Raw genomic sequence first — 20,464 nt, 5'->3', positions numbered from 1 at the left:
AGTCAGGCGGACCAGGTCACGGGCAGCGTCCGCGGACCGCGGATCATCGTCCGGTGCCGCCATCGCACCTCCTCGGCCGGCACCGCGAGCCGCAGCCCGGGCAACCGGTCCAGCAGGGTGTCCACCAGCAGCTCGGTCTGCAGCCGGGCCAGCAGCGTGCCGGTGCAGAAGTGCGGACCGTTGCCGAACGCCACGTGCGGATTCGGATCGCGGTCGGGGTCGATGCGGTCCGGGTCGGGGAAGACGGCCGGGTCGCGGTTGGCGGCGAGGTAGGAGACGTAGACCGGCTCGCCCGCCGCGATACGGTGGCCGGCGATGTCCACGTCTTCCCGCGCGATCCGGGCGAGCCCGACCGAGGCGCGGTGGGGGATGTACCGGAACAGCTCGTCCAGGACCGGACCGCGGGCCTCGGGACGCGCGCGCATCCGCTCCGTCAGCTCGGGCCGGGTCAGCACCAGGTAGAGCATCTGCCCGCAGTTGTGGGTGACGGCCTCGCCGCCGATCTGCAGCGGGCCGGCCAGCCCGACGGCCTCCTCCTCGCTGATGTCCCCGCGTGCCACGGCCCCGCCGAGCATCGAGTACACGTCCTCGCCCGGGCTGTCGGCACGGGACCGGATGGTCGCGGTGATCCACCCGTACAGGCCCTCCTTGGCCCGGCCGGCGGCCTCGACGCCGTTGGTCGAGATGATCTCCCGGGTCCAGGCGTGCACCCGCTCGCGGTCGGCGGCGGGCACGCCCATCACCTCGCTGACGACGCTGATCGGGAACGGCTCCAGCACCCGCTCGATCAGATCGGCCGGCGGCCCGTCCCGTACGACGCCCTCCACCAGCTCGTCCAGGATCGCCTGCGCGCGGGGGCGCAGCCGCTTCATGGCGCTCACCGTGAAGGCGCCGGCGACCGGCTTGCGCAGCCGGTTGTGGTCGGGCTGGTCGGCCCAGGCGAGCGAACCCGGCCGTGGCGCGAAGTTCGGTGCCATGCGTGTCACTTGACGGTGCGTCACCTCGCTGCGGCTGAACCGCGGGTCATTGGTGATCAGCTTCACGTCGTCGTAGCGGGTCGCCAGCCACGCCCAGCCCTCGCCGAACGGCAGCCGGATCCGGGTCAGCGGACCCTCGCGCATCAGGCCGGCGAGGACCGGGTCGAACTCCGTCCCGTCCAGGTCGGGCGTGGGCCAGTCCCGTACGGGCGGCGGGGCCTGGCCGGTGAGCGTGCTCTCCTCGGTCATGCCCTCCACCCTGGTACGGACCCCGCCCGCTGTCCTGCCGGAATGCTCCAGCCGGAGGGTTCACAGGGCGTCGACGAGCGCGGCCAGCGCCGCGGCCAGGCGGTCCAGCCCGGGCCCGGCCGGTCCGCCCGGCTCGGCCATGTAGGTGTCCCGCCGGATCTCCACCATCAGGGCGGTGACGCGGGCGAGGGTCCCGTAGAACTCCAGCGGTACGTAGGTCCCGGCGAACGGGCTGTCCAGGCCGGTCTCCCCGCAGACCGCGAACGCCTTCCGGGCCGTCTCGGTCAGCTCCGGCGGGGTGTGGAGGGGGTCCGTGCCCAGGCACACCGGCGGACGCGGCCCGTCGCCGTGCAGTTCGTAGGGGAGCGGTTCGGTCGGATACGAGTGCACGTCGATCAGCACGGCCCGCCCGGTCGCGGCCAGCCGCCCGGTGACCGCCTCGGTCATGGCCCGCGCGTACGGCCGGAAGTAGCGCGCCAGCAGCGGCTCGGCGTCGGTGTCCGCGGGTCGCAGCTCGCCCCGGTGCGTGGTCCGCGTGTACACGGCGCCCATGCCGACGGCCGTCATCTCCTCCCGCTCGTCCGGGAACCGCTCGGGATCCACGACCAGCCGCGACAGCCGGTTCACGAACCGCCACGGCGGGACGGCGGCCAGGCCGGCGGCCCGCTCGGCCAGCTCGGCGGTGTGCGCGTCCGTGATGTGGTCCAGCTCCCGCTCCAGCGCCCGGTCGTCGAGCACGATCCCGCGGCGCACGTCCTCCGGGATCGCCCGCGCCGAGTGCGGCACATGCAGCAGCACGGGCGAGTCGGGCGCGCCGGGGAGGAGTTCGTACGGGGGACCGGACCGGGTCATGGGCTGCTCCAGGGGCGTCGTCGGTGGCGTGATGCGGGATCAGGGAGGGCCGCTGGACGAGAACGTGCCCCGGCCGGAGACTCCGGCCGGGGCACGGTCAGGGGAAACGGCTCGGGCGCCGCGGGCGTCAGCTCAGGGACGCCAGCGCCTCGTTCCAGGTGGCCGACGGGCGCATGACGGCGTCCGCCTTGGCCTTGTCGACCTGGTAGTAGCCGCCGATGTCGGCCGGCTTGCCCTGGACCGCGATCAGCTCGTCCACGATCTTCTGCTCGTTCGCGGCGAGGGTCTCGGCGAGCGGCGCGAAGGCCTTGGCCAGGTCGGCGTCGTCGGTCTGCCCGGCCAGCTCCTGCGCCCAGTACAGGGACAGGTAGAAGTGGCTGCCGCGGTTGTCGATGCCGCCGACGCGCCGGGTCGGGGACTTGTCCTCGTTGAGGAAGGTCGCCGTGGCGCGGTCGAGGGTGTCGGCGAGGACCTTGGCACGGGCGTTGCCGGTGGCCGTCGCGTACTGCTCGAAGGAGGGGACGAGCGCGAAGAACTCACCGAGGGAGTCCCAGCGCAGGTAGTCCTCCTTGACCAGCTGCTGGACGTGCTTCGGCGCGGAGCCGCCGGCGCCCGTCTCGAACAGGCCGCCGCCCGCCATCAGCGGGACGACCGACAGCATCTTGGCGCTGGTGCCCAGCTCCAGGATCGGGAAGAGGTCGGTCAGGTAGTCGCGCAGCACGTTGCCGGTCACCGAGATGGTGTTCTCGCCGCGGCGGATCCGCTCCACCGACAGCTTGGCGGCCTCGACCGGGGACAGGATCTTGATGTCCAGGCCCTCGGTGTCGTGCTCCGGCAGGTACTGCCCGACCTTGGCGATCAGGTTGGCGTCATGGGCGCGGTTCTCGTCCAGCCAGAAGACGGCCGGGTCGCCGGTGGCGCGGGCGCGGGTGACGGCCAGCTTGACCCAGTCGCGGATCGGGTCGTCCTTGGTCTGGCAGGCGCGGAAGATGTCGCCCTGCGCGACCGGCTGCTCGATCAGGACGTTGCCGGCCCCGTCGACCAGGCGGACCGTGCCGGCGGCCGGGACCTCGAAGGTCTTGTCGTGGGAGCCGTACTCCTCGGCCTTCTGCGCCATCAGGCCGACGTTCGGGACGGAGCCCATGGTCGACGGGTCGTAGGCGCCGTTGGCCCGGCAGTCCTCGATGACCGCCTGGTAGACACCGGCGTATGAGGAGTCCGGGATGACGGCGAGGGTGTCGTGCTCCTGGCCGTCGGGGCCCCACATGTGACCGGAGGTGCGGATCATGGCCGGCATGGAGGCGTCCACGATGACGTCCGACGGGACGTGCAGGTTGGTGATGCCCTTGTCGGAGTCGACCATGGCGAGGGCCGGGCCCTCGGCGATCTCGGCGTCGAAGGAGGCCTTGATCTCGGCGCCCTCGGGCAGGTTCTCCAGGCCCTTCAGGATGCCGCCGAGGCCGTCGTTCGGGGTGAGGCCGGCCGCCTTGAGGGTCTGGCCGTACTTCGCGAAGGTCTTCGGGAAGAAGGCGCGGACCACGTGACCGAAGATGATCGGGTCGGAGACCTTCATCATCGTCGCCTTCAGGTGTACGGAGAACAGAACGCCCTCCTGCTTGGCGCGGGCGACCTGCGCGGCGAGGAACTGCTCCAGCTCGGCGACGTGCATGACGGAGGCGTCCACGACCTCGTCCTTGCGGACCGGTACGGACTCCTTCAGGACGGTGGTGGTGCCGTCCTCGCCGACCAGCTCGATCCGCAGCGCGCCGTCCTCGGCGATGACGACGGACTTCTCGGTGGAGCGGAAGTCGTTCTCGCCCATGGTGGCCACCTGGGTCTTGGACTCGGGGGTCCAGGCGCCCATGCGGTGCGGGTGGGTCTTGGCGTAGTTCTTCACCGAGGCCGGGGCACGGCGGTCGGAGTTGCCCTCACGCAGCACCGGGTTGACGGCGGAGCCCTTGACCTTGTCGTAGCGGGCGCGGATCTCGCGCTCCTCGTCGGTCTTCGGGTCGTCCGGGTAGTCCGGCAGCGCGTAGCCCTTGCCCTGGAGCTCGGCGACCGCGGCCTTCAGCTGCGGGATGGACGCCGAGATGTTCGGCAGCTTGATGATGTTGGCGGCGGGGGTCTTGGCCAGCTCGCCCAGCTCGGACAGCGCGTCGGGGATGCGCTGGTCCTCGTTCAGGTACTCCGGGAAGACGGCGATGATGCGCCCGGCCAGCGAGATGTCCCGGGTGGTCACGGGCACACCGGCCTGCGAGGCGTACGCCTGGATCACCGGCAGGAACGAATGCGTCGCCAGGGCCGGGGCCTCGTCTGTGTAGGTGTAGATGATGGTCGAGTCAGTCACCGGGTGCTCCGCTCCACGTCTGCAACATTGCTCGACATCAAGATATCTCGTGATCGGGGTCCGCTCGACAGGGGTCCCGGCCGGAAAAGCCGCGCGTCGGCGCAACCGGTACCCGCCTTTGGTGGTCATGACAAGAGATCACCCGCAGACCACGGGTGATCGTCACCGACCGGCGGCCGGACCGACCACCCGGCCGCCTGACCGAAGGCGGACCATGAGATATCGCAGCAGAGTGACGGCCCCGGCGGCCGCCCTCATCGGTACGGCCACGGCGCTCGCCGTCGGCTCCCCGGCCCGCGCGGCCGGCGCCGGCCAGCGGACGGGGGAGCCGGGCCCGGAGACCCTCGGCGACCCGGTCTTCCCGGCGCTCGGCAACGACGGCTACCGCGTGTCGTCGTACCACCTCGACCTCGCCTACGACCCCACGACCAAGCGGGTGGAGGGCACCGCCACCCTGACGATCCGCACGAACCTGGCGCTGAGCAGGTTCTCGCTCGACGCCCTCGGCCTGGACATACGGACCGTGTCCGTGGATGGCGCGACGGCCGTGTGGGAGCAGGCGCAGGAGAAACTGCGGATCACCCCCGCCCGGCCGCTCGCGGCCGACGCGGTGGTGACCGTCCGGGTCGACTACGCGGCCGACCCGCGCGCCGCCCTCTCGCACACGGCTTGGGTGCCCACCCCGGACGGCTTCGCGATCTGTCCGCAGCCGAACTCCGCGCACACCGTCTTCCCGTGCAACGACCACCCCTCGGACAAGGCCGGCTTCACCTTCCGCGTCACGGTCCCCAGCGGGCTGCGCGCGGTGGCGAACGGCCTGCTCACCGGCGTCGAGACGCTGAGCGGCGGCAGCACGGCGTACTCGTACCGCTCGGTCTCCCCGATGGCCACCGAACTCGTCCAGATCGCCGTCGGCGACTACGTGATCAAGGACCGGCAGGGCCCGCACGGGCTGCCGCTGCGCGACGTGGTTCCGTCGGCCCGCGCCGCGGCCCTGGAACCGGCCCTCGCCCTGACGCCGGGCCTGGTGACCTGGCTGGAGCAGCGGCTCGGATCCTTCCCGTTCGAGACGTACGGCCTGCTGCCGTGCAACTCCGACGACCCGAACGCCTTCGACTTCACCGGTCTGGAGACCCAGACCCTCACCCTGTACAAGCCGAACTTCCTGCTCCAGCCGGAGCGGGCGATCGGCTCGCACATGATGCACGAGCTGGTGCACTCCTGGTTCGGCAACCTGGTCAGCCCCGCCACCTGGGCGGACCTGTGGCTGAACGAGGGCCACGCGGACTTCTACGGGCTGCTCTACCGCTACGAGCGCGGCTGGGCCGACTCCCTCGGCCTCACCACGATGGAGGCCCGGATGCAGGACACCTACGCCCGCGGCGACCAGTGGCGTCACGACTCCGGGCCGGTGGCCGCGCCCAACGCCACGAACCTCTTCGACAGCCAGCGCTACCTCGGCGGCGTCCTCGTTCTCTACGCCTTCCGGCAGCTGGTCGGCGAGGACGTCTTCCACGCCGTCGAGCGCGCCTTCCTGGACCGCTTCCGCGGCTGCTCGGCGACCACCGAGGACTACATCGCGGTCGCCTCGGAGGTCTCCGGCCAGGACCGGTCGGGCTTCCTGCGCGACTGGCTGTACGGCACCAAGACCCCGCGCATGCCGGGCCACCCCGACTGGACGGTGACCCCGGTCACCTCCTCCCTCGTGGCCCCGCACAGCCGGCGCGGCGGCCACTGGCACGAGAACTCCGCGACGCTCTGATCAGCGGTTGCGGGTGGGGCCGGGAGCGGCCCCACCCGTCATCTCCCGCTCGATCCAGCGGCAGACCGCCTCCACCACGTAGACGTGCTCGGCACGGGTCAGCTCCCGCCCCTTGGGGATACCGTGCCAGCGCTCCAGGCAGCCCCGGCAGCAGGTGGCGGTCGCATGCTGGGCGACGAAGACCGGATGGCCGCGGTACGGCGTCTGCCTGCCGTCCTTGTGGGGCTCCGCCGGCACGAGTCGCCGGGCGATCAGGTCGTAGGCGTGCCACCGGATCGTCGCCGGCCCCTTCAGCTCGGCGGTCGCCCGGTCCCGCCCGCGCAGACGGAACTTCGCCCGGAACGGCTGGCGGGCGATCGCGGCCAGCCGCTGGTCCAGGGAACGGGGGTCGGGCGAGGAGGTCATGCCGCTTCGAGCATACGGGCTACCCGGCGCCCCCCGGGACGACGTCCTCCCCGCTGCGCTGCTGCGGAATCACCACCGCCCCCTGCTGGAGCGCCACCGTGCGGGCCGGGGCCGGGATGCGGATGCCCTCCTCGCGGTAGCGGCGGTGGAGGCGCTTGATGAACTCGTGCTTGATGCGGTACTGGTCGCTGAACTCGCCGACGCCGAGGATCACCGTGAAGCCGATGCGGGAGTCGCCGAAGGTGTGGAAGCGGACGGCGGGCTCGTGGTCCGGGACGGCGCCCTCGACCTCCCGCATGGTCTGCGCGACGACCTCCGCCGTCACCCGCTCCACGTGCTCCAGGTCGGCGTCGTAGCCCACCCCGACCTGCACCAGGACCGTCAACCGCTGCTCGGGGTGGGTGTAGTTGGTCATGTTGGCCTTGGCGAGCTGGCTGTTGGGGATGACCACCAGGTTGTTGGAGAGCTGGCGGACCGTCGTCTGGCGCCAGTTGATGTCGACGACGTACCCCTCCTCGCCGCTGCCGAGACGGATGTAGTCGCCCGGCTGGACGGTCTTCGAGGCCAGGATGTGGATGCCCGCGAAGAGGTTGGCGAGCGTGTCCTGCAGGGCGAGGGCGACCGCCAGACCGCCGACGCCCAGGGCGGTCAGCAGCGGCGCGATGGAGATGCCGAGCGTCTGCAGGACGACCAGGAAGCCGATCGCCAGGACCAGCACCCGGGTGATGTTGACGAAGATGGTCGCCGAGCCCGCCACGCCCGAGCGGGACTGGGTGACCGTACGTACCAGACCGGCGATCACCCGGGCCGCGGACAGCGTCACCACGAAGATCAGCCACACCTCGAGGATCTGGTCGGTGTGGTGCTGCACGGTCCGCGTGAGCGGCAGCACCGCGGCGGCCGCCGCCGCGCCGCCCGCTATCGCCGCCCACGGCACGACCGAGCGCAGCGCGTCCACGATGACGTCGTCCCCGCTCCAGCGGGTCCGCTTGGCGTGCTTCGCGAGCCAGCGCAGCAGCGTGCGGGACAGGAAGGCGAGCAGCAGGCCCGCCGCGAGGGAGATGCCGGCGAGGACGAGGTCGTCGAGGGTCATCGCGCGGTTCACCGGTCACCTCCCAAGCGCGCGCCTGCTGCGGAGTCGTGGAGTGTCGTCACGTTGTCACCTGCTCGATGTGCGGAATGGCGATCGCGCCGGCCGGAGGAACTCCGGTGACGGCGCGATCGTTCATCCTGCCGTATCCGGAACGCCTGTTCGCACCCGGACCGGCGCCTCGGGCAGGTCGTTCAGACGATGCCCTCCGCGAGTTCGGCCTGGTCGCGGTCGCTGCCGTACGCGGCGGCGGTCGGGGTGCCGTACGAGCGGCGGGCGACGTACCACCAGACGCTCGCGAGGACCAGGACGACGGCGAGCGCCACCGACGCGTAGTTCATGGTGTCCACGGTGACCGGCGAGGCCTGGGGCAGGCAGAACAGCACGGTCACACAGGCCACCCAGACCACCGCGATCCAGCCGATCGGCCTGCTCCAGCGGCCCAGATGCCATGGCCCCGGCCGGAAGCGGTCCCCCGCGCGCAGCCGCAGCAGCACGGGGATCGCGTAGGCGGGGGTGATGCCGATGACGTTGATGGCGGTCACGGCGTTGTACGCGGTCGCCGAGTACAGCGACGGCAGGGCGAGGACACCGGCGACGACGACGGCCAGCCACACGGCGGCGACCGGGGTCTGGGTGCGGCTGCTCACCGTGCGCCACAGGTGCGAGCCGGGCAGCGCGCCGTCGCGGCTGAACGCGAACACCATCCGGCTGGCCGCGGCGACCTCGGCGTTGCCGCAGAACAGCTGCGCGATGATCACCACCAGGAGCAGCGCGCTGGCGCCGCCGGTGCCGAGGCCGTCGAGCAGGATCTGCGCGGGCGGCACACCGGTGGCGGTGGTGCGTGTGGCGTCGTAGTCCTGGATGGCGAAGGTCAGGCCGGCCAGCAGCACGAAGCCGGCGATCCAGGAGACCCAGATGGACCGCACGATGCCGCGCGCCGCGGACACCGAGGCCTGCGAGGTCTCCTCCGACAGGTGCGCGGAGGCGTCGTAGCCGGAGAAGGTGTACTGCGCGAGCAGCAGGCCGATCGCCGCCACGTAGACGGGGTTGTGCCAGCCCGTCTCGTTGACGAACTTGGTGAACACGAAGGACGCCGACTGGTGGTGGTCGGGGACGATCGCGAGCGCGCCGACGATGACCGCGACACCCGCCAGATGCCACCACACGCTGACCGAGTTGAGCAGGCTCACCAGGCGGACGCCGAACAGGTTCAGCACCGCGTGCAGCAGCAGGATGGCGCAGAAGATCAGCATGGTCCTGCCGGGCGTCGGTTCGAAGCCCCACTGGAGGTTCGCGAACGCACCGGTGAACAGCGCGGCGCCGTAGTCGATGCCGGCGATCGCGCCGAGCAGACCGAGCAGATTCAGCCAGCCGGTGTACCAGCCCCAGCGCCGGCCGCCGAGCCGGTCCGCCATGTAGTACAGCGCGCCGGAGGTCGGATAGGCGCTGGTGACCTCGGCGAGCGCGAGGCCCACGCACAGCACGAACAGGCCGACGCCCGCCCAGCCCCACAGCATCACGGCGGGGCCGCCGGTGTTCAGGCCGAAGCCGTACAGGGTCATGCAGCCGGACAGGATGGAGATCACCGAGAAGCTGATCGCGAAGTTGCCGAAGCCGCCCATGCGGCGGGCCAGCACCGGCCGGTAGCCGAGTTCGCGCAGACGCCGCTCCTCGTCCTGCTGGGGCAGGCCCGCGGCGGGCGAGGGATCGGGGGTGGGGGACATGCGGGGGAAACCTCCGGGTCGAGGGGCTGAGGGACAGGGCGCGTTCAGGGGCCGTCCGCGGCCGCCCGGCAGCGGTCCCGGGCCTGGCTGAAGACCTCCACGGCGCGGGCGCGGTCGGACGTGCGGTACATCCAGGGCGGGGGCGTGAAGTACGGGCCGATGGCGTCGAACACCCGCGAGGCGTCGGGGAACTGCAGTGAACCCCACAGGGCGTGGGCCAGGTGGTTGAGGTCCAGCAGCGATCGCTCGGCACCCTGGGTGTGCTCGAACCAGGAGCGCAGGGCGCGCCGCGCCTCGCGGGCCGCGTCCTCCGCCACCCAGTGCAGGTCGAGCGCCGCGTCGTGCCCGCTGTCACGCCGGTAGCGCTCGACCCGCACGTACAGCGGCAGCACATGCAGCGCGGAACCGGCCGGGGCCCGCCCGGCGGCCCACTGCGCATAGCCGGCCGCCTCCGCGAGCCGGCCCGAACCGCCGCGCACGTACAGGAACTGGAGCATCCGGTGGTGGGCCTCACGGTTGTGCGGGTCGCGGCGGCCGGCCTCGGCCAGGAGCCCCCACGGACCCGGTGGGAGCATCGGCTCGGGCGCGGGCGCCCGGTGCTCCTCCCAGCGCTGCTCCGGGTCGAGCTGGGCCAGTGCCAGCAGACACACCCAGGGCACCGGGTCGCGTGGCGCGATCCGGGTGGCGGACTGGGCGGCGTCCCAGGCCTCGATCCACAACTCGTGGGTGCGCAGGTGCTTCTCCCGCTGGGCCCGCAGCGCCCGCTCCACGCCGACCCGCGCGTGCATCACCGCGGCGTGCACGCTGCCCGGCTCCTCCACGAGCCAGGCGCGCACCACGTCGGTGCCGGCGGCCGCCGCCGCGAGGACCTGGGTGCGCTGGGTCCACTGCCACCCGGGCGCGGTGTCCGCGAGCAGCGCGCGCATGGCCATCCAGCGGCCGGTGCGCAGATCCTGGAGCGCGGCCCGCAGGGAGTTGTCCGGGCCGGCGGGGTCGTAGGAGGGACGGGGTCCTTCTCCGGCCATCAGCCGTCGGCCCCGGGCCACTGGCACGCGGGCGAGCTGGCGGGGTGGCGTGGCAACAGCCCTCCTGTGGGCGGCGATCGAGGTGTGGCGCGCTGGTCGGCGGTCACTATAGAGGTGCGGATTGCGGCGTGCCATTGTTGCCAACTCAACCGTTTATTCAGGCAAGTTGGATATCCGCGGAAGCTTGACGCCGGGTACGCCACGGCGGCAGGCTGACGCGGTGATCTTCGGTGCGGAGCGGGGGACGGCGCGATGACGGCTGCGGTGCTCGCCGTCGACCAGGGCACGTCCGGCACCAAGGCCCTCGTGGTCTGCCCGGAGCGCGGCGTCCTGGGCACCGGCTTCGCGGAGGTCCGCCCCCGGTACCGGCCCGGCGGCCTGGTCGAGGTGGACCCCGCCGAGCTGTACGACTCCGTCGTCGGCGCCGGTCGGCAGGCGCTCGCCGAGGCCGGCGAGGACGTCGTGGCGCTGGGCCTGGCCAACCAGGGCGAGACCGTCCTCGCCTGGGACCCCGCAACCGGCCGCCCGCTCACCGACGCCCTGGTGTGGCAGGACCGGCGCGCCGAGACCGTGTGCGCCGAACTCGCCGGGCACGCCGAGGAGTTGCGGCAGCTGACCGGACTGCCCCTCGACCCGTACTTCGCCGCGCCCAAGATGGCCTGGATCCGCCGCCACCTCACCCGCGACGGCGTCGTCACCACCTCCGACGCCTGGCTGGTCCACCGCCTCACCGGCGCCTTCGCCACCGACGCCGCCACCGCCGGCCGCACCCAGCTCCTCGACCTGGACCGCGCGCAGTGGTCGCCGAGGGCGCTGGAGCTGTACGGCCTGGCGGACGAACGGCTCCCGGAGACGGCCGACAACGCCCAACTTGTGGGCACGACCACGGCGTTCGGCCGCGAGATCCCGCTCACCGGACTGATCGTCGACCAGCAGGCCGCCCTGCTCGCCCAGCGCGTCACGGCGCCCGGCGCCGCCAAGTGCACCTACGGCACGGGAGCGTTCCTGCTCGCGCACACCGGCGACCGTCCGCGGCGCGGCGACCGCGGCCTGGTCGCCTGCGTGGCCTGGCGGTTCGGCGCGGCCACCGCCTACTGCCTGGACGGCCAGGTCTACACCGCCGCCTCCGCCGTCCGCTGGCTCACCGACCTCGGGGTCATCTCCCGCGCCGCCGACCTCGACCGCGTCGGTGGGGCCGTCCCCGACAGCGGCGGCGTCACCTTCGTCCCCGCCCTCGCAGGACTCGCCGCCCCCTGGTGGCGCGGCGACCTGCGCGGCTCGCTCACCGGACTCGGCCTCGACACCACCGCAGGCCACCTCGTGCGGGCCCTGTGCGAGGGCATCGCCGCCCAGGTCGCCGAACTCGCCGACGCGGCCGCCGCCGACCTCGGCTCCCCGCTGGACACGCTCCGCGTCGACGGCGGCCTGACCCGCTCCGCCCTGCTCCTGCAGACACAGGCCGATTTGCTGCAACGCCCGGTCGAGGTCTCCGCGCTGCCCGACGCGACCGCACTCGGCGCGGCCGCCCTCGCCCGACTCGGCGCGGACCGTACCCTGGGCCTCGAACAGGCCCTGCCCGACTGGAAGCCCGCCGCCGTGTTCACGCCCCGCATCACCGCCGACCAGGCCGCCGAGCGCCGCGCCCGCTTCCGTACCGCCGTCGAGGCCCTGCTCGACTCATGACCGTCACCGCGGAAGGCCCGCTGCCCACCCGGACGTACGACGTGGTGATCGTCGGTGCCGGCGTCGTCGGCTGCGCCGTCGCCCGCGAACTCGCCCGCCACCCGCGTCTGAGCGTCGCCCTGGCCGAGGCCCAGGACGACGTGGGACAGGGCACCTCCAAGGCCAACACCGCGATCCTGCACACCGGTTTCGACGCCGTCCCCGGGACCCTGGAGGCCCGGTTGGTGCGCGAGGGCCACGCCCTGCTCGGCGCCTACGCGGCCGCGTCCGGCATCCCCGTCGAACGCGTCGGCGCCCTGCTGGTCGCCTGGGACGAGGAGCAGCTGGCCGCGCTGCCCCGGCTGGCCGAGAAGGCCGAGCGCAACGGCTACCACGAGACCGGCCTGGTGGGTCCCGAGGAGCTGTACGCCCGCGAACCGCACCTCGGTCCCGGAGCGCTCGGCGCGCTGCACGTGCCGGGCGAGAGCATCATCTGCCCCTGGACGACGACCCTGGCCTACGCCACCCAGGCGGTCCGCTCCGGAGTGGACCTGCACCTGAACACCGCGGTGGAGCAGGTGAGGTGGGGCGAGGGCCATCTGCTGCGCACCTCCCGCGGCCCCCTGCGCGCCCGCCACCTGGTCAACGCGGCCGGACTGCACGCCGACTCCGTCGACCGGCTGCTCGGTCACGAGGACTTCACCGTCACCCCGCGCCGCGGCCAGCTCATCGTGCACGACAAAGCGGCCCGCCCGCTCGTCCGGCACATCCTCCTGCCCGTCCCGACCGCGCTCGGCAAGGGAGTCCTGGTCGCGCCCACCGTCTATGGCAACGTCCTGCTCGGTCCCACCGCCGAGAACCTGGACGACAAGCGCGCCACCGGCTCCACCGCGGAGGGCCTCGCCGGCCTCAGGGACAAGGGCCGCCGTATCCTCCCCGCGCTGCTCGACGAGGAGGTCACCGCCGTCTACGCCGGGCTGCGCGCGGCCACCGGACAGGAGGACTACCGCATCGCCGCCCACCCCGAGCAGGCGTACGTCACCGTCGGCGGCATCCGCTCCACCGGCCTGACCGCCTCGATGGCCATCGCCGCCCATGTCACGGGCCTGCTGGCCGGCGCCGGACTCGACCTCGGCCCGGTGCGCGAGCCCGAGCCGGTGACCATGCCCAACCTCGGCGAGGCCTTCCCACGCCCCTACCAGCGGGCCGAACTCATCGCCGCGGACCCCGAGTACGGCACCCTCGTCTGCCACTGCGAACGCGTCTCCAGAGGAGAGATCCGCGACGCCCTGGCCGCCACGATCCCGCCCCGCACCCTGGAGGGCCTGCGCCGCCGCACCCGGGCTCGCGCGGGCCGGTGCCAGGGGTTCTCCTGCGGCGCGGCGGTACGGGAGCTGTTCGAGCGTGGTCTTCCGAAGGCCGGCCCGGCGGCACCGGACCCGGCCGCCGGCGACCCGTCCGGCGGAGGGCGGGCGCGACGGGAACCGTCCGCGGAGGAACCGGCGCTTCGCCGGAAGCCGTTCGGAAGGGGGCGGCCTTGACAGACGTACGCCGTGTCGACGTCCTCGTCGTCGGTGCCGGCCCCGCCGGACTCGCGGCCGCCGCCCGGCTGGCCGCCGCCGGTGCGGGGCGCGTGGAGGTGCTGGAGCGGGAGGCCGAGGCGGGCGGCGTCCCCCGGCACTGCGCGCACGGCGGATTCGGCACATGGGCGCGTCCGCTGACCGGCACGGAGTACGGCCGCCTGCTGACCGGGGCCGCCGAGCGGGCGGGCGCGGTGATCCGCACCGGGGTGACGGTCCTGGACTGGGCGCAGGCCGCGCCGCCGGTGGCGGGCGAGGACCGGGATCCGTCGGTGACCGGGGTCTTCGGGGCGGGGCCGGGAGGTGCGGACCCGGCGGAAGGCGCGTCCGCTGCGGGGCCGGGCTCCGCGGAGCGGGGCGGGGCCGGAGCTTTCCCGGCTGCGCCCGCGGGAACCGGCGGGACCGCGTGGGCGGGTGCTGCGGGAAACGGTCGGCCCGCGGGGGCGGGCGCTGCCGGGACCGGCCCGGGCGGGGCGGGGAACGCGGCCTCCGCCGGCTCCGGTGGGGGGCCGGTGTCCGTTGCCGTCGGCCCCGGCGGCGGTCCGGTGCTGTGCACCGTCGGCCGGGACGGGCCCGAGACCATCGAGGCACGGGCCGTCGTGCTGGCCACAGGTGCCCGCGAACGCCCGCGCACCGCACGGCTGGTGCCCGGCACCCGGCCCGCGGGCGTCTACACCACCGGCGAACTCCAGCAGGCGGTCCATCTGTTCGGGCAGCACATCGGCACCCGGGCCGTCGTCGTCGGCGCCGAGGACGTCTCGTACGCGGCGGCCGCCACCGTGCGCGCCGCCGGCGCCGAGGTCGTCGCCCTGCTCACGGAACACCCGCGGGCCCAGACCGGCCGGTCCCGCGCGCGGTCGGCCCGGCTGTACGACCGCATTCCGCTGCTGACGCACACCACGGTCACCGAACTCCTCGGCCATGGCCGCCTGTCCGGTGTCCGCGTCCGGCACCGGGACGGCCGCACGGCCGTCCTCGGCTGCGACACCGTCGTGTTCACCGGCGACTTCGTCCCCGACCACGAACTCGCCCGCCGCGGCGCCCTCGCCCTGGACCCCGGCACGCGCGGCCCCTCCGTCGACGGTGCCCTGCACACCACGCGCCGGGGAGTCTTCGCCGCCGGCAACGTCCTGCACGCCGCCGAGCGCGCCCGCACGGCGGCCGCCGAGGGAGCCAGTGCGGCCGGTGCCGTCCTGGCCTTCCTGACGGGCACCCCCTGGCCGGACCCCGGAGTGCCGCTCGTCGTCGAGGCGCCGCTGCGCTGGATCGCCCCGAACCGTCTCACCCCGGCCGGCCCACCCGCCCGTTACGTCCTGCGCACCGGCGCCCCGCTCGCCCGGCCGGTCCTCCGGGTCCACCAGGACGGCCGGCTCCTGCACCGCGAACGGCCGCAGCTCGGGACCGCGCTGCCGAACCGCACCCTGACCCTCACCGGGCGCTGGACGGGACGGCCCGATCCGCGGGGCGGCGAGGTGCGGGTGAGCGTGGGCTGAGTGGACCGGCTGTCCGTGCCATGTGCCACCGTGCCGAACGTGACCACCTCGGGCCCGGCGTCCTTCCCGGTCGCCGAGGCCGCGCTGCGGCCGGCGTTCGGCGGACCGGTACCGGCCGGGTGCGGGGCGTTCGGGGAGCCGGGCGAACGGCGGCGGCGCCTGGTGCGGGTGCTCGCCGGACTCGACACCGAGACCGGGCAGTGGGTGAACCTCTGGACCACCGTGCGCGCCTGGGGCCTGCCCACCCTGCGCAACCCCCTGCGCGCCTACGCCGGGCTGCCGGAGGAGCAGGGCCTGCCGGCGCGGCTCACAGATCCGTGAACGACCCGTGCCGCCCGGCACCGGAGGCGAACCGGGCGGCGCCCTCCGCGCTCCGCGCCAGCACGACCACACCGTGCCCGAGCTCGCCGCGCAGTGCCGTCTCCTCGTCCAGCCCCTCCTGGTCGAGAACCGACGCGCGGTCGCTGCGCAGGCAGGCCTGCGGGAAGCGGGCGATGCCCGCGGCCAGCGCCTCGGCCTCGGCGCGAGCCCGGCCGGCGGGCACCACGCGGTTGGCGAGCCCCATCGCGTGGGCCTCGCGGGCCGGCACCGGGCGGCCGGTGAGGATCATGTCCATGGCCCGGCTGGTGCCGATCAGCCGGGGTAGTCGTACCGTGCCGCCGTCGATCAGCGGCACACCCCAGCGGCGGCAGAACACCCCGAAGACGGCGTCCTCCTCCGCCACCCGCAGATCGCACCACAGGGCCAGCTCCAGACCGCCGGCCACCGCGTGCCCGGCGACGGCGGCGATCACCGGCTTCGACAGCCGCATCCGGGTCGGTCCCATCGGCCCGTCACCGTCCTCGGCCACCCGGTTGCCGCGTTCCGTGCCGATCGCCTTGAGGTCCGCCCCCGCGCAGAACGTGCCGCCCTCACCCCACAGCACCGCCACCCGGGCACCGTCGTCCGCCTCGAACTCACGGAAGGCGGCGGCGAGTTCCGCGGCGGTCGGCCCGTCCACCGCGTTGCGGGCCTCCGGCCGGGACAGGACGACCGTGGTGACGTACCCCTCGCGCTCCACGCGAACCGGCATGGGAGACCCTCCTTCTTCTGGTGCGGAAGGCCACTGTGCCTCAGATGACCTTGAGCCGTACCAGCGCCCCCAGCGTCAGCGCCCCCGGCAGCAGCGGCACCCACACGGTGATGATCCGGTAGGCCAGGACCACGGCCGTGGCCACCGCGGCCGGGCCGCCCACCGCGACCAGGGCAACGATCAGCGCGGCCTCGACCGAACCCAGGCCGCCCGGTGTGGGCACCAGCGCCACCGCGACCGTCGCCGCGAGGTAGGCGAGCGCCATGTGCGCGGGCGGCACCGGAAGCCGCAGCGCCTGGCCGACGGCGGCGAGCCCGGCCGCCTGCAGCGCGGGGAAGGCCAGCGAGCCGCCCCACAGGGCCAGGGCACGGGCCGGCCGGGTGTGCACCGACCGCGCCTCGCCCAGGGCGTCCCGCACGAACCCGTACACGCGCCTGCGCAGCGGTCGTACCAGCGCCGTGACCGCCGCCGCCACCGCCAGCAGGCCGGCCGCCCCCAGCAGCAGCGGGAGCGCGGAGCCGTCCGGCAGCAGGGGGCCGAGCCGCAGCGCGTCGGGGAACGCGAACAGCAGTGCCGTCAGCAGACCGACCCGGCCCACGGACTCGGCCAGCAGATACAGGGCGAGCGCGGCGGAGGAGCGGGCCAGGGGCACCCCGCACACGGTCATGAAGCGCAGGTTCACCGCGCCCGCGCCGAGGCCGGTGGGCAACAGGTGGTTGGCCGAGGCGGCCGCGAACTGGGTGGCAAGCAGCCGGCCCTTCGGCAACGGCTGCACCACCGCGCCCTGCCGGGTGACCGCGGCGGCCACCCAGGTCAGACAGGTCGCGCCGACGGCCGCGAGCAGCCACGGCCAGGAGGCGGTGCGCAACTGCCCGAAGCCCTCGGCCAGCAGGGAGCGGTTGCGTACGGCGACCACTGCGACGAGCACGAGCGGCACCAGGCACAGCACCTGGCGGCCGGGGACGCGACGGGGTAGTCGTCCCCGGGGCGGCGGGGGAAGCGGGACGGCAGTCACACCCGCAGAGGTTTTCCGTGCCGCCCCAACGGCGGATGGCGGATACGGGGACGGCGGTTTACAGGCTGTGGTCATCGGGGTCTGCGGGCCTTCGGGGGAGGGGGACGCCGGTGGGGGTGAAAAGAGACGGACCTTGACCTCAACGAAGCTTGAGGTTCTACGTTTCTCCCCATGAGCATGGAGACCACAGCCTGGACGCAGTTGCACAGCGTCATGAACGCACAGGCCGAGCGCCGCCCGTTCGCCCGCGCCACGCTGCGCCGTATCGCCGCCTTCGCCCGCCCGCACCGCGCGGGCATCGTCCGTTTCGTACTGCTCGGGGTGGGGACGGCACTGCTCGCCGTGGCCACCCCCGTGCTCGCCGGCCGCGTCGTCGACGCGATCGTGGCGGGGCACGACTCCGGCACGGTGGTCCGGCTCTCCCTGCTCATCGCGTTGGTCGCGCTCGCGGAGGCGGGGCTCGGCATCCTCGGCCGGCGCCTGTCGGCGACGCTCGGGGAGGGACTCATCCTCGACCTCAGAACGGCTGTGTTCGATCATGTGCAGCGCATGCCCGTCGCGTTCTTCACACGGACTCGTACGGGAGCGCTGGTCAGCCGTCTCAACAACGACGTGATCGGTGCCCAGCGGGCGTTCGCCAACACCCTGTCCGGTGTGGTCAGCAACCTGGTCACGCTGCTGCTCACCCTCGCGGTGATGCTCACCCTGTCCTGGCAGATCACCGTGCTCGCGCTGGCGCTGCTGCCGGTGTTCGTGCTGCCGGCCCGCCGCATGGGCACCCGGATGGCCCGGATGCAGCGGGAGGCGGCGGCGCTGAACGCGGCCATGGGCACCCGGATGACCGAGCGGTTCTCGGCGCCCGGCGCCACCCTCGTGAAGCTGTTCGGCCGCCCCGAGGAGGAGTCGGCGGAGTTCGCGGCCCGTGCCGCCCGGGTCCGGGACATCGGCGTCCGTACCGCCACGGCCCAGTCGGTCTTCATCACCTCCCTCACCCTGGTCTCCGCCCTCGCGCTGGCCCTCGTCTACGGCCTCGGCGGCTGGTTCGCCCTGCACGGCACCCTGCAGGCCGGCGCGGTCGTCTCCCTCGCCCTGCTGCTGACCCGCCTGTACGCCCCGCTCACCGCGCTCGCCGGCGCCCGGGTCGAGGTGATGAGCGCCCTCGTCAGCTTCGAGCGGGTCTTCGAGGTGCTGGATCTCGAGCCGCTCATCGAGGAGAAGCCGGACGCCCGGGAGGTCCCCGAAGGACCGGTCGCCGTCGAGTTCGACGACGTCCGCTTCTCGTACCCGTCCGCGGACCAGGTCTCCCTCGCCTCCCTGGAGGAGGTCGCCGCGCTCGACACCCGCGGCGGTTCCGAGGTGCTGCACGGCATCTCCTTCCGCGCCGCACCCGGCGAGACCGTCGCCCTCGTCGGTTCCTCCGGCGCCGGCAAGTCCACCATCGCCCAGCTGCTGCCGCGCCTGTACGACGTCGACGCGGGCGCCGTCCGCATCGGCGGGGTCGACGTGCGCGACCTGACGGCCGCCTCCCTGCGCGGCACCCTCGGCATGGTCACCCAGGACGGCCACCTCTTCCACGACACCGTCCGGGCCAACCTGCTGCTGGCCCGCCCCGGGGCCACGGACGACGACCTCTGGGACGCCCTCGGCCGGGCCCGGCTCGCCGAGGTCGTGCGGTCCCTGCCCGACGGCCTGGACACGGTCGTCGGTGAGCGCGGCTACCGGCTCTCCGGGGGCGAACGCCAGCGGATGACCATCGCCCGGCTGCTGCTCGCCCGGCAGCGCGTGGTCATCCTGGACGAGGCCACCGCCCACCTGGACAACACCTCCGAAGCAGCCGTCCAGGAAGCCCTCACCGAGGCCCTGGAGGGGCGCACGGCCGTGGTCATCGCCCACCGTCTCTCCACGGTCAGGGCCGCCGACCAGATTCTGGTCGTGGAGTCCGGCCGGATCGTGGAACGCGGCACGCACGCGTCGCTCCTGGCTGCGGAGGGGCGGTACGCGGAGCTGTACCGCACCCAGTTCGCGGAGCGGGCCGCCGAGGCACCGCAAGCGGTGGGCGTCCGGCCGGCCGAGGTGCCGTCGGCCTGAGCGTCACGGCGTCTTCTCCAGCGCGAGGAGCCGGTAGAGGGGGTCCGGGCGGGCCCTGTCCTGCTCCGGCGGGGCGGCGAGGCGGCGGCACAGCTCCGCCACCTGTGCCGGTTCGGCGTGCGCGCACCACGGTATCCGGCCCGAGTCGACGACCTCGCGCCGGCGGCGCGGGCTGCGGCCCTGGCCGGCGCCGGGGAACACCGTCTCGCCGGCCGGCCGCGGCCCGTGTGCGTCCGCCCGGTCGCGCACCCGGGTCCGGCCGTCCGCAGCCCGGGACCGGTACCGCTCCCGCAGGTGGGCCGTGATACGGGCCATGTCACTGTCCGGCACGAAGTAGGCGTCGTCCTTGTCGACGGTGGTGACGAGGACCGCGCCGGGCCTGAGCACCCGGGCCGCCTCTGCGAGCACGGCGGTCGGATCGGGCAGCAGACGGAGCAGCCAGACGATCACCATCGCGTCCACGCTGCCCGGCTTCAGGGGCAGCCGGGTCGCATCCCCGCGGATCACACCGCGCGGCACGCGCCGGGCCGCGAGCTCCAGCATGCCGTCCGAGCGGTCTACGCCGAGCACCGTCCGCCCGGGCCGCCGCAGCCTCCTGGCCACGACGCCGGTCCCGCGCGCCAGGTCCAGCACGGTCCCGGGAGCCTGTGGCAGCAGCTCCTGCAGGGCCTTCGCCGCCGCCCGGGCCCGCGGTTCCCCGCCTCGGGACGCGTCGTACTCCCGGGCCTCGTCGTCGTAGTCGGTCATCCGGCCATCATGACCGGATGCCCGCGCATGCGTCGCGAGTTGCTGCCGTGCCTCTTGACTCCACTGGTCCGGACCTTTATTTTCACGCCTTAAACAAAGCCTGCAATGAGCCAACACCCACTGTGTTCACCGGTGTTGGCCGACCCCCCACCCGAAAGGCCGCCCCCGCAATGGCCAGACCTCTCCCCGCGGCAGTCTCCCTGTCCGTACTGGCGCTCTCCGCCGGACTGCTCACCGCCTCCCCCGCCCAGGCGGACACCGGCGCGATCACCGGACTTGCCGGCAAGTGCCTCGACGTCGCCGGGGCCAACTCCGCCGACGGCACGCCCGTCCAGCTCTACGACTGCAACGGCACGAACGCCCAGCAGTGGAC

Annotated in this window: 17 protein-coding genes; 7 read left to right on the top strand and 10 right to left on the bottom strand. The window is 73.7% G+C overall.

The genetic code is table 11. The features are described 5' to 3' along the window. Positions 1 to 2 precede the first annotated feature (2 nt). From AB0L59_RS39795 to AB0L59_RS39785, 3 genes are all read right to left on the bottom strand, one after another. Positions 3 to 1,226 carry a cytochrome P450 gene (locus AB0L59_RS39795; RefSeq protein ID WP_365592401.1) on the bottom strand — a complete coding sequence of 408 codons (1,224 nt, stop codon included), beginning with the start codon at positions 1,224 to 1,226 and terminating at the stop codon, positions 3 to 5. 60 nt (positions 1,227 to 1,286) lie between these two features. After that, positions 1,287 to 2,078, bottom strand: a complete 792-nt coding sequence (locus AB0L59_RS39790) for an N-formylglutamate amidohydrolase (RefSeq protein ID WP_365592398.1) — start codon at positions 2,076 to 2,078, stop codon at positions 1,287 to 1,289. A gap of 127 nt (positions 2,079 to 2,205) precedes the next feature. Continuing rightward, positions 2,206 to 4,425: an NADP-dependent isocitrate dehydrogenase gene (locus AB0L59_RS39785; RefSeq protein ID WP_365592395.1), complete on the bottom strand. Its 2,220-nt coding sequence runs from the start codon at positions 4,423 to 4,425 to the stop codon at positions 2,206 to 2,208. Between the two features lie 214 nt (positions 4,426 to 4,639). Between AB0L59_RS39785 and AB0L59_RS39780 the strand changes: the two genes are divergently transcribed. After that, positions 4,640 to 6,187, top strand: a complete 1,548-nt coding sequence (locus tag AB0L59_RS39780) for a M1 family metallopeptidase (protein WP_365592392.1) — start codon at positions 4,640 to 4,642, stop codon at positions 6,185 to 6,187. On the opposite strand, the gene AB0L59_RS39775 is transcribed toward AB0L59_RS39780, so the two are convergent. The 4 genes from AB0L59_RS39775 to AB0L59_RS39760 form a co-directional block, all read right to left on the bottom strand. Further along, positions 6,188 to 6,592 (bottom strand): DUF4186 domain-containing protein, encoded by a 405-nt coding sequence (locus AB0L59_RS39775; RefSeq protein ID WP_365592390.1) that lies wholly within the window; start codon positions 6,590 to 6,592, stop codon positions 6,188 to 6,190. Positions 6,593 to 6,611: 19 nt separating this feature from the next. Beyond that, on the bottom strand, positions 6,612 to 7,697 hold the full coding sequence (locus AB0L59_RS39770) for a mechanosensitive ion channel family protein (RefSeq protein ID WP_365592389.1): 1,086 nt from the start codon (positions 7,695 to 7,697) through the stop codon (positions 6,612 to 6,614). Between the two features lie 179 nt (positions 7,698 to 7,876). Continuing rightward, positions 7,877 to 9,409, bottom strand: coding sequence for an amino acid permease (locus AB0L59_RS39765; RefSeq protein ID WP_365592386.1), 1,533 nt, complete (start codon positions 9,407 to 9,409; stop codon positions 7,877 to 7,879). A gap of 44 nt (positions 9,410 to 9,453) precedes the next feature. Continuing rightward, entirely contained in the window at positions 9,454 to 10,434 is a 981-nt protein-coding gene (locus AB0L59_RS39760; protein WP_365592383.1) for a hypothetical protein, read from the bottom strand. Between the two features lie 252 nt (positions 10,435 to 10,686). Between AB0L59_RS39760 and AB0L59_RS39755 the strand changes: the two genes are divergently transcribed. Genes AB0L59_RS39755 through AB0L59_RS39740 form a run of 4 tightly spaced genes read left to right on the top strand, consistent with a single transcriptional unit; the run spans position 10,687 to position 15,490 of the window. Then, on the top strand, positions 10,687 to 12,117 hold the full coding sequence (locus tag AB0L59_RS39755) for an FGGY family carbohydrate kinase (protein ID WP_365592381.1): 1,431 nt from the start codon (positions 10,687 to 10,689) through the stop codon (positions 12,115 to 12,117). Continuing rightward, the gene (locus AB0L59_RS39750; protein WP_365592379.1) at positions 12,114 to 13,637 is read left to right on the top strand and encodes an FAD-dependent oxidoreductase; all 1,524 of its coding nucleotides are present in this window, start codon (positions 12,114 to 12,116) and stop codon (positions 13,635 to 13,637) included. The genes AB0L59_RS39755 and AB0L59_RS39750 overlap by 4 nt, the downstream gene beginning before the upstream one ends. After that, positions 13,634 to 15,169, top strand: a complete 1,536-nt coding sequence (locus AB0L59_RS39745) for an FAD-dependent oxidoreductase (RefSeq protein WP_365592376.1) — start codon at positions 13,634 to 13,636, stop codon at positions 15,167 to 15,169. Before AB0L59_RS39750 ends, AB0L59_RS39745 begins: the two co-directional genes overlap by 4 nt. A 39-nt stretch (positions 15,170 to 15,208) precedes the next feature. After that, positions 15,209 to 15,490 carry a hypothetical protein gene (locus AB0L59_RS39740; RefSeq protein ID WP_365592373.1) on the top strand — a complete coding sequence of 94 codons (282 nt, stop codon included), beginning with the start codon at positions 15,209 to 15,211 and terminating at the stop codon, positions 15,488 to 15,490. On the opposite strand, the gene AB0L59_RS39735 is transcribed toward AB0L59_RS39740, so the two are convergent. Together AB0L59_RS39735 and AB0L59_RS39730 are read right to left on the bottom strand one after the other, a co-directional pair. Continuing rightward, the gene (locus AB0L59_RS39735; RefSeq protein WP_365592371.1) at positions 15,477 to 16,241 is read right to left on the bottom strand and encodes a crotonase/enoyl-CoA hydratase family protein; all 765 of its coding nucleotides are present in this window, start codon (positions 16,239 to 16,241) and stop codon (positions 15,477 to 15,479) included. The two genes, AB0L59_RS39740 and AB0L59_RS39735, sit on opposite strands and share 14 nt — an antisense overlap. 40 nt (positions 16,242 to 16,281) lie before the next feature. Then, positions 16,282 to 17,256 (bottom strand): lysylphosphatidylglycerol synthase transmembrane domain-containing protein, encoded by a 975-nt coding sequence (locus AB0L59_RS39730; RefSeq protein WP_365592368.1) that lies wholly within the window; start codon positions 17,254 to 17,256, stop codon positions 16,282 to 16,284. A 177-nt stretch (positions 17,257 to 17,433) separates the two neighbouring features. Here AB0L59_RS39730 and AB0L59_RS39725 point away from each other — a divergent pair, with 177 nt between their 5' ends. Next, a complete protein-coding gene (locus AB0L59_RS39725) occupies positions 17,434 to 19,344 on the top strand; it encodes an ABC transporter ATP-binding protein (RefSeq protein WP_365592513.1) in 1,911 nt (636 codons plus the stop codon). 3 nt (positions 19,345 to 19,347) lie between these two features. On the opposite strand, the gene AB0L59_RS39720 is transcribed toward AB0L59_RS39725, so the two are convergent. Beyond that, positions 19,348 to 20,091: a methyltransferase domain-containing protein gene (locus tag AB0L59_RS39720; RefSeq protein WP_365592366.1), complete on the bottom strand. Its 744-nt coding sequence runs from the start codon at positions 20,089 to 20,091 to the stop codon at positions 19,348 to 19,350. 170 nt (positions 20,092 to 20,261) lie between these two features. On the opposite strand from AB0L59_RS39720, the gene AB0L59_RS39715 reads away from it, so the two are divergent. Next, positions 20,262 to 20,464: ricin-type beta-trefoil lectin domain protein (locus AB0L59_RS39715; RefSeq protein ID WP_365592363.1), on the top strand; the 203-nt coding region annotated here is incomplete at its 3' end.

It is taken from the genome of Streptomyces sp. NPDC052109 (assembly GCF_040680195.1).
GTDB lineage: Bacteria > Actinomycetota > Actinomycetes > Streptomycetales > Streptomycetaceae > Streptomyces.
The sequence above is the reverse complement of the archived record's forward strand: the minus strand, read 5'-3'. Positions and strand labels throughout refer to the sequence as shown.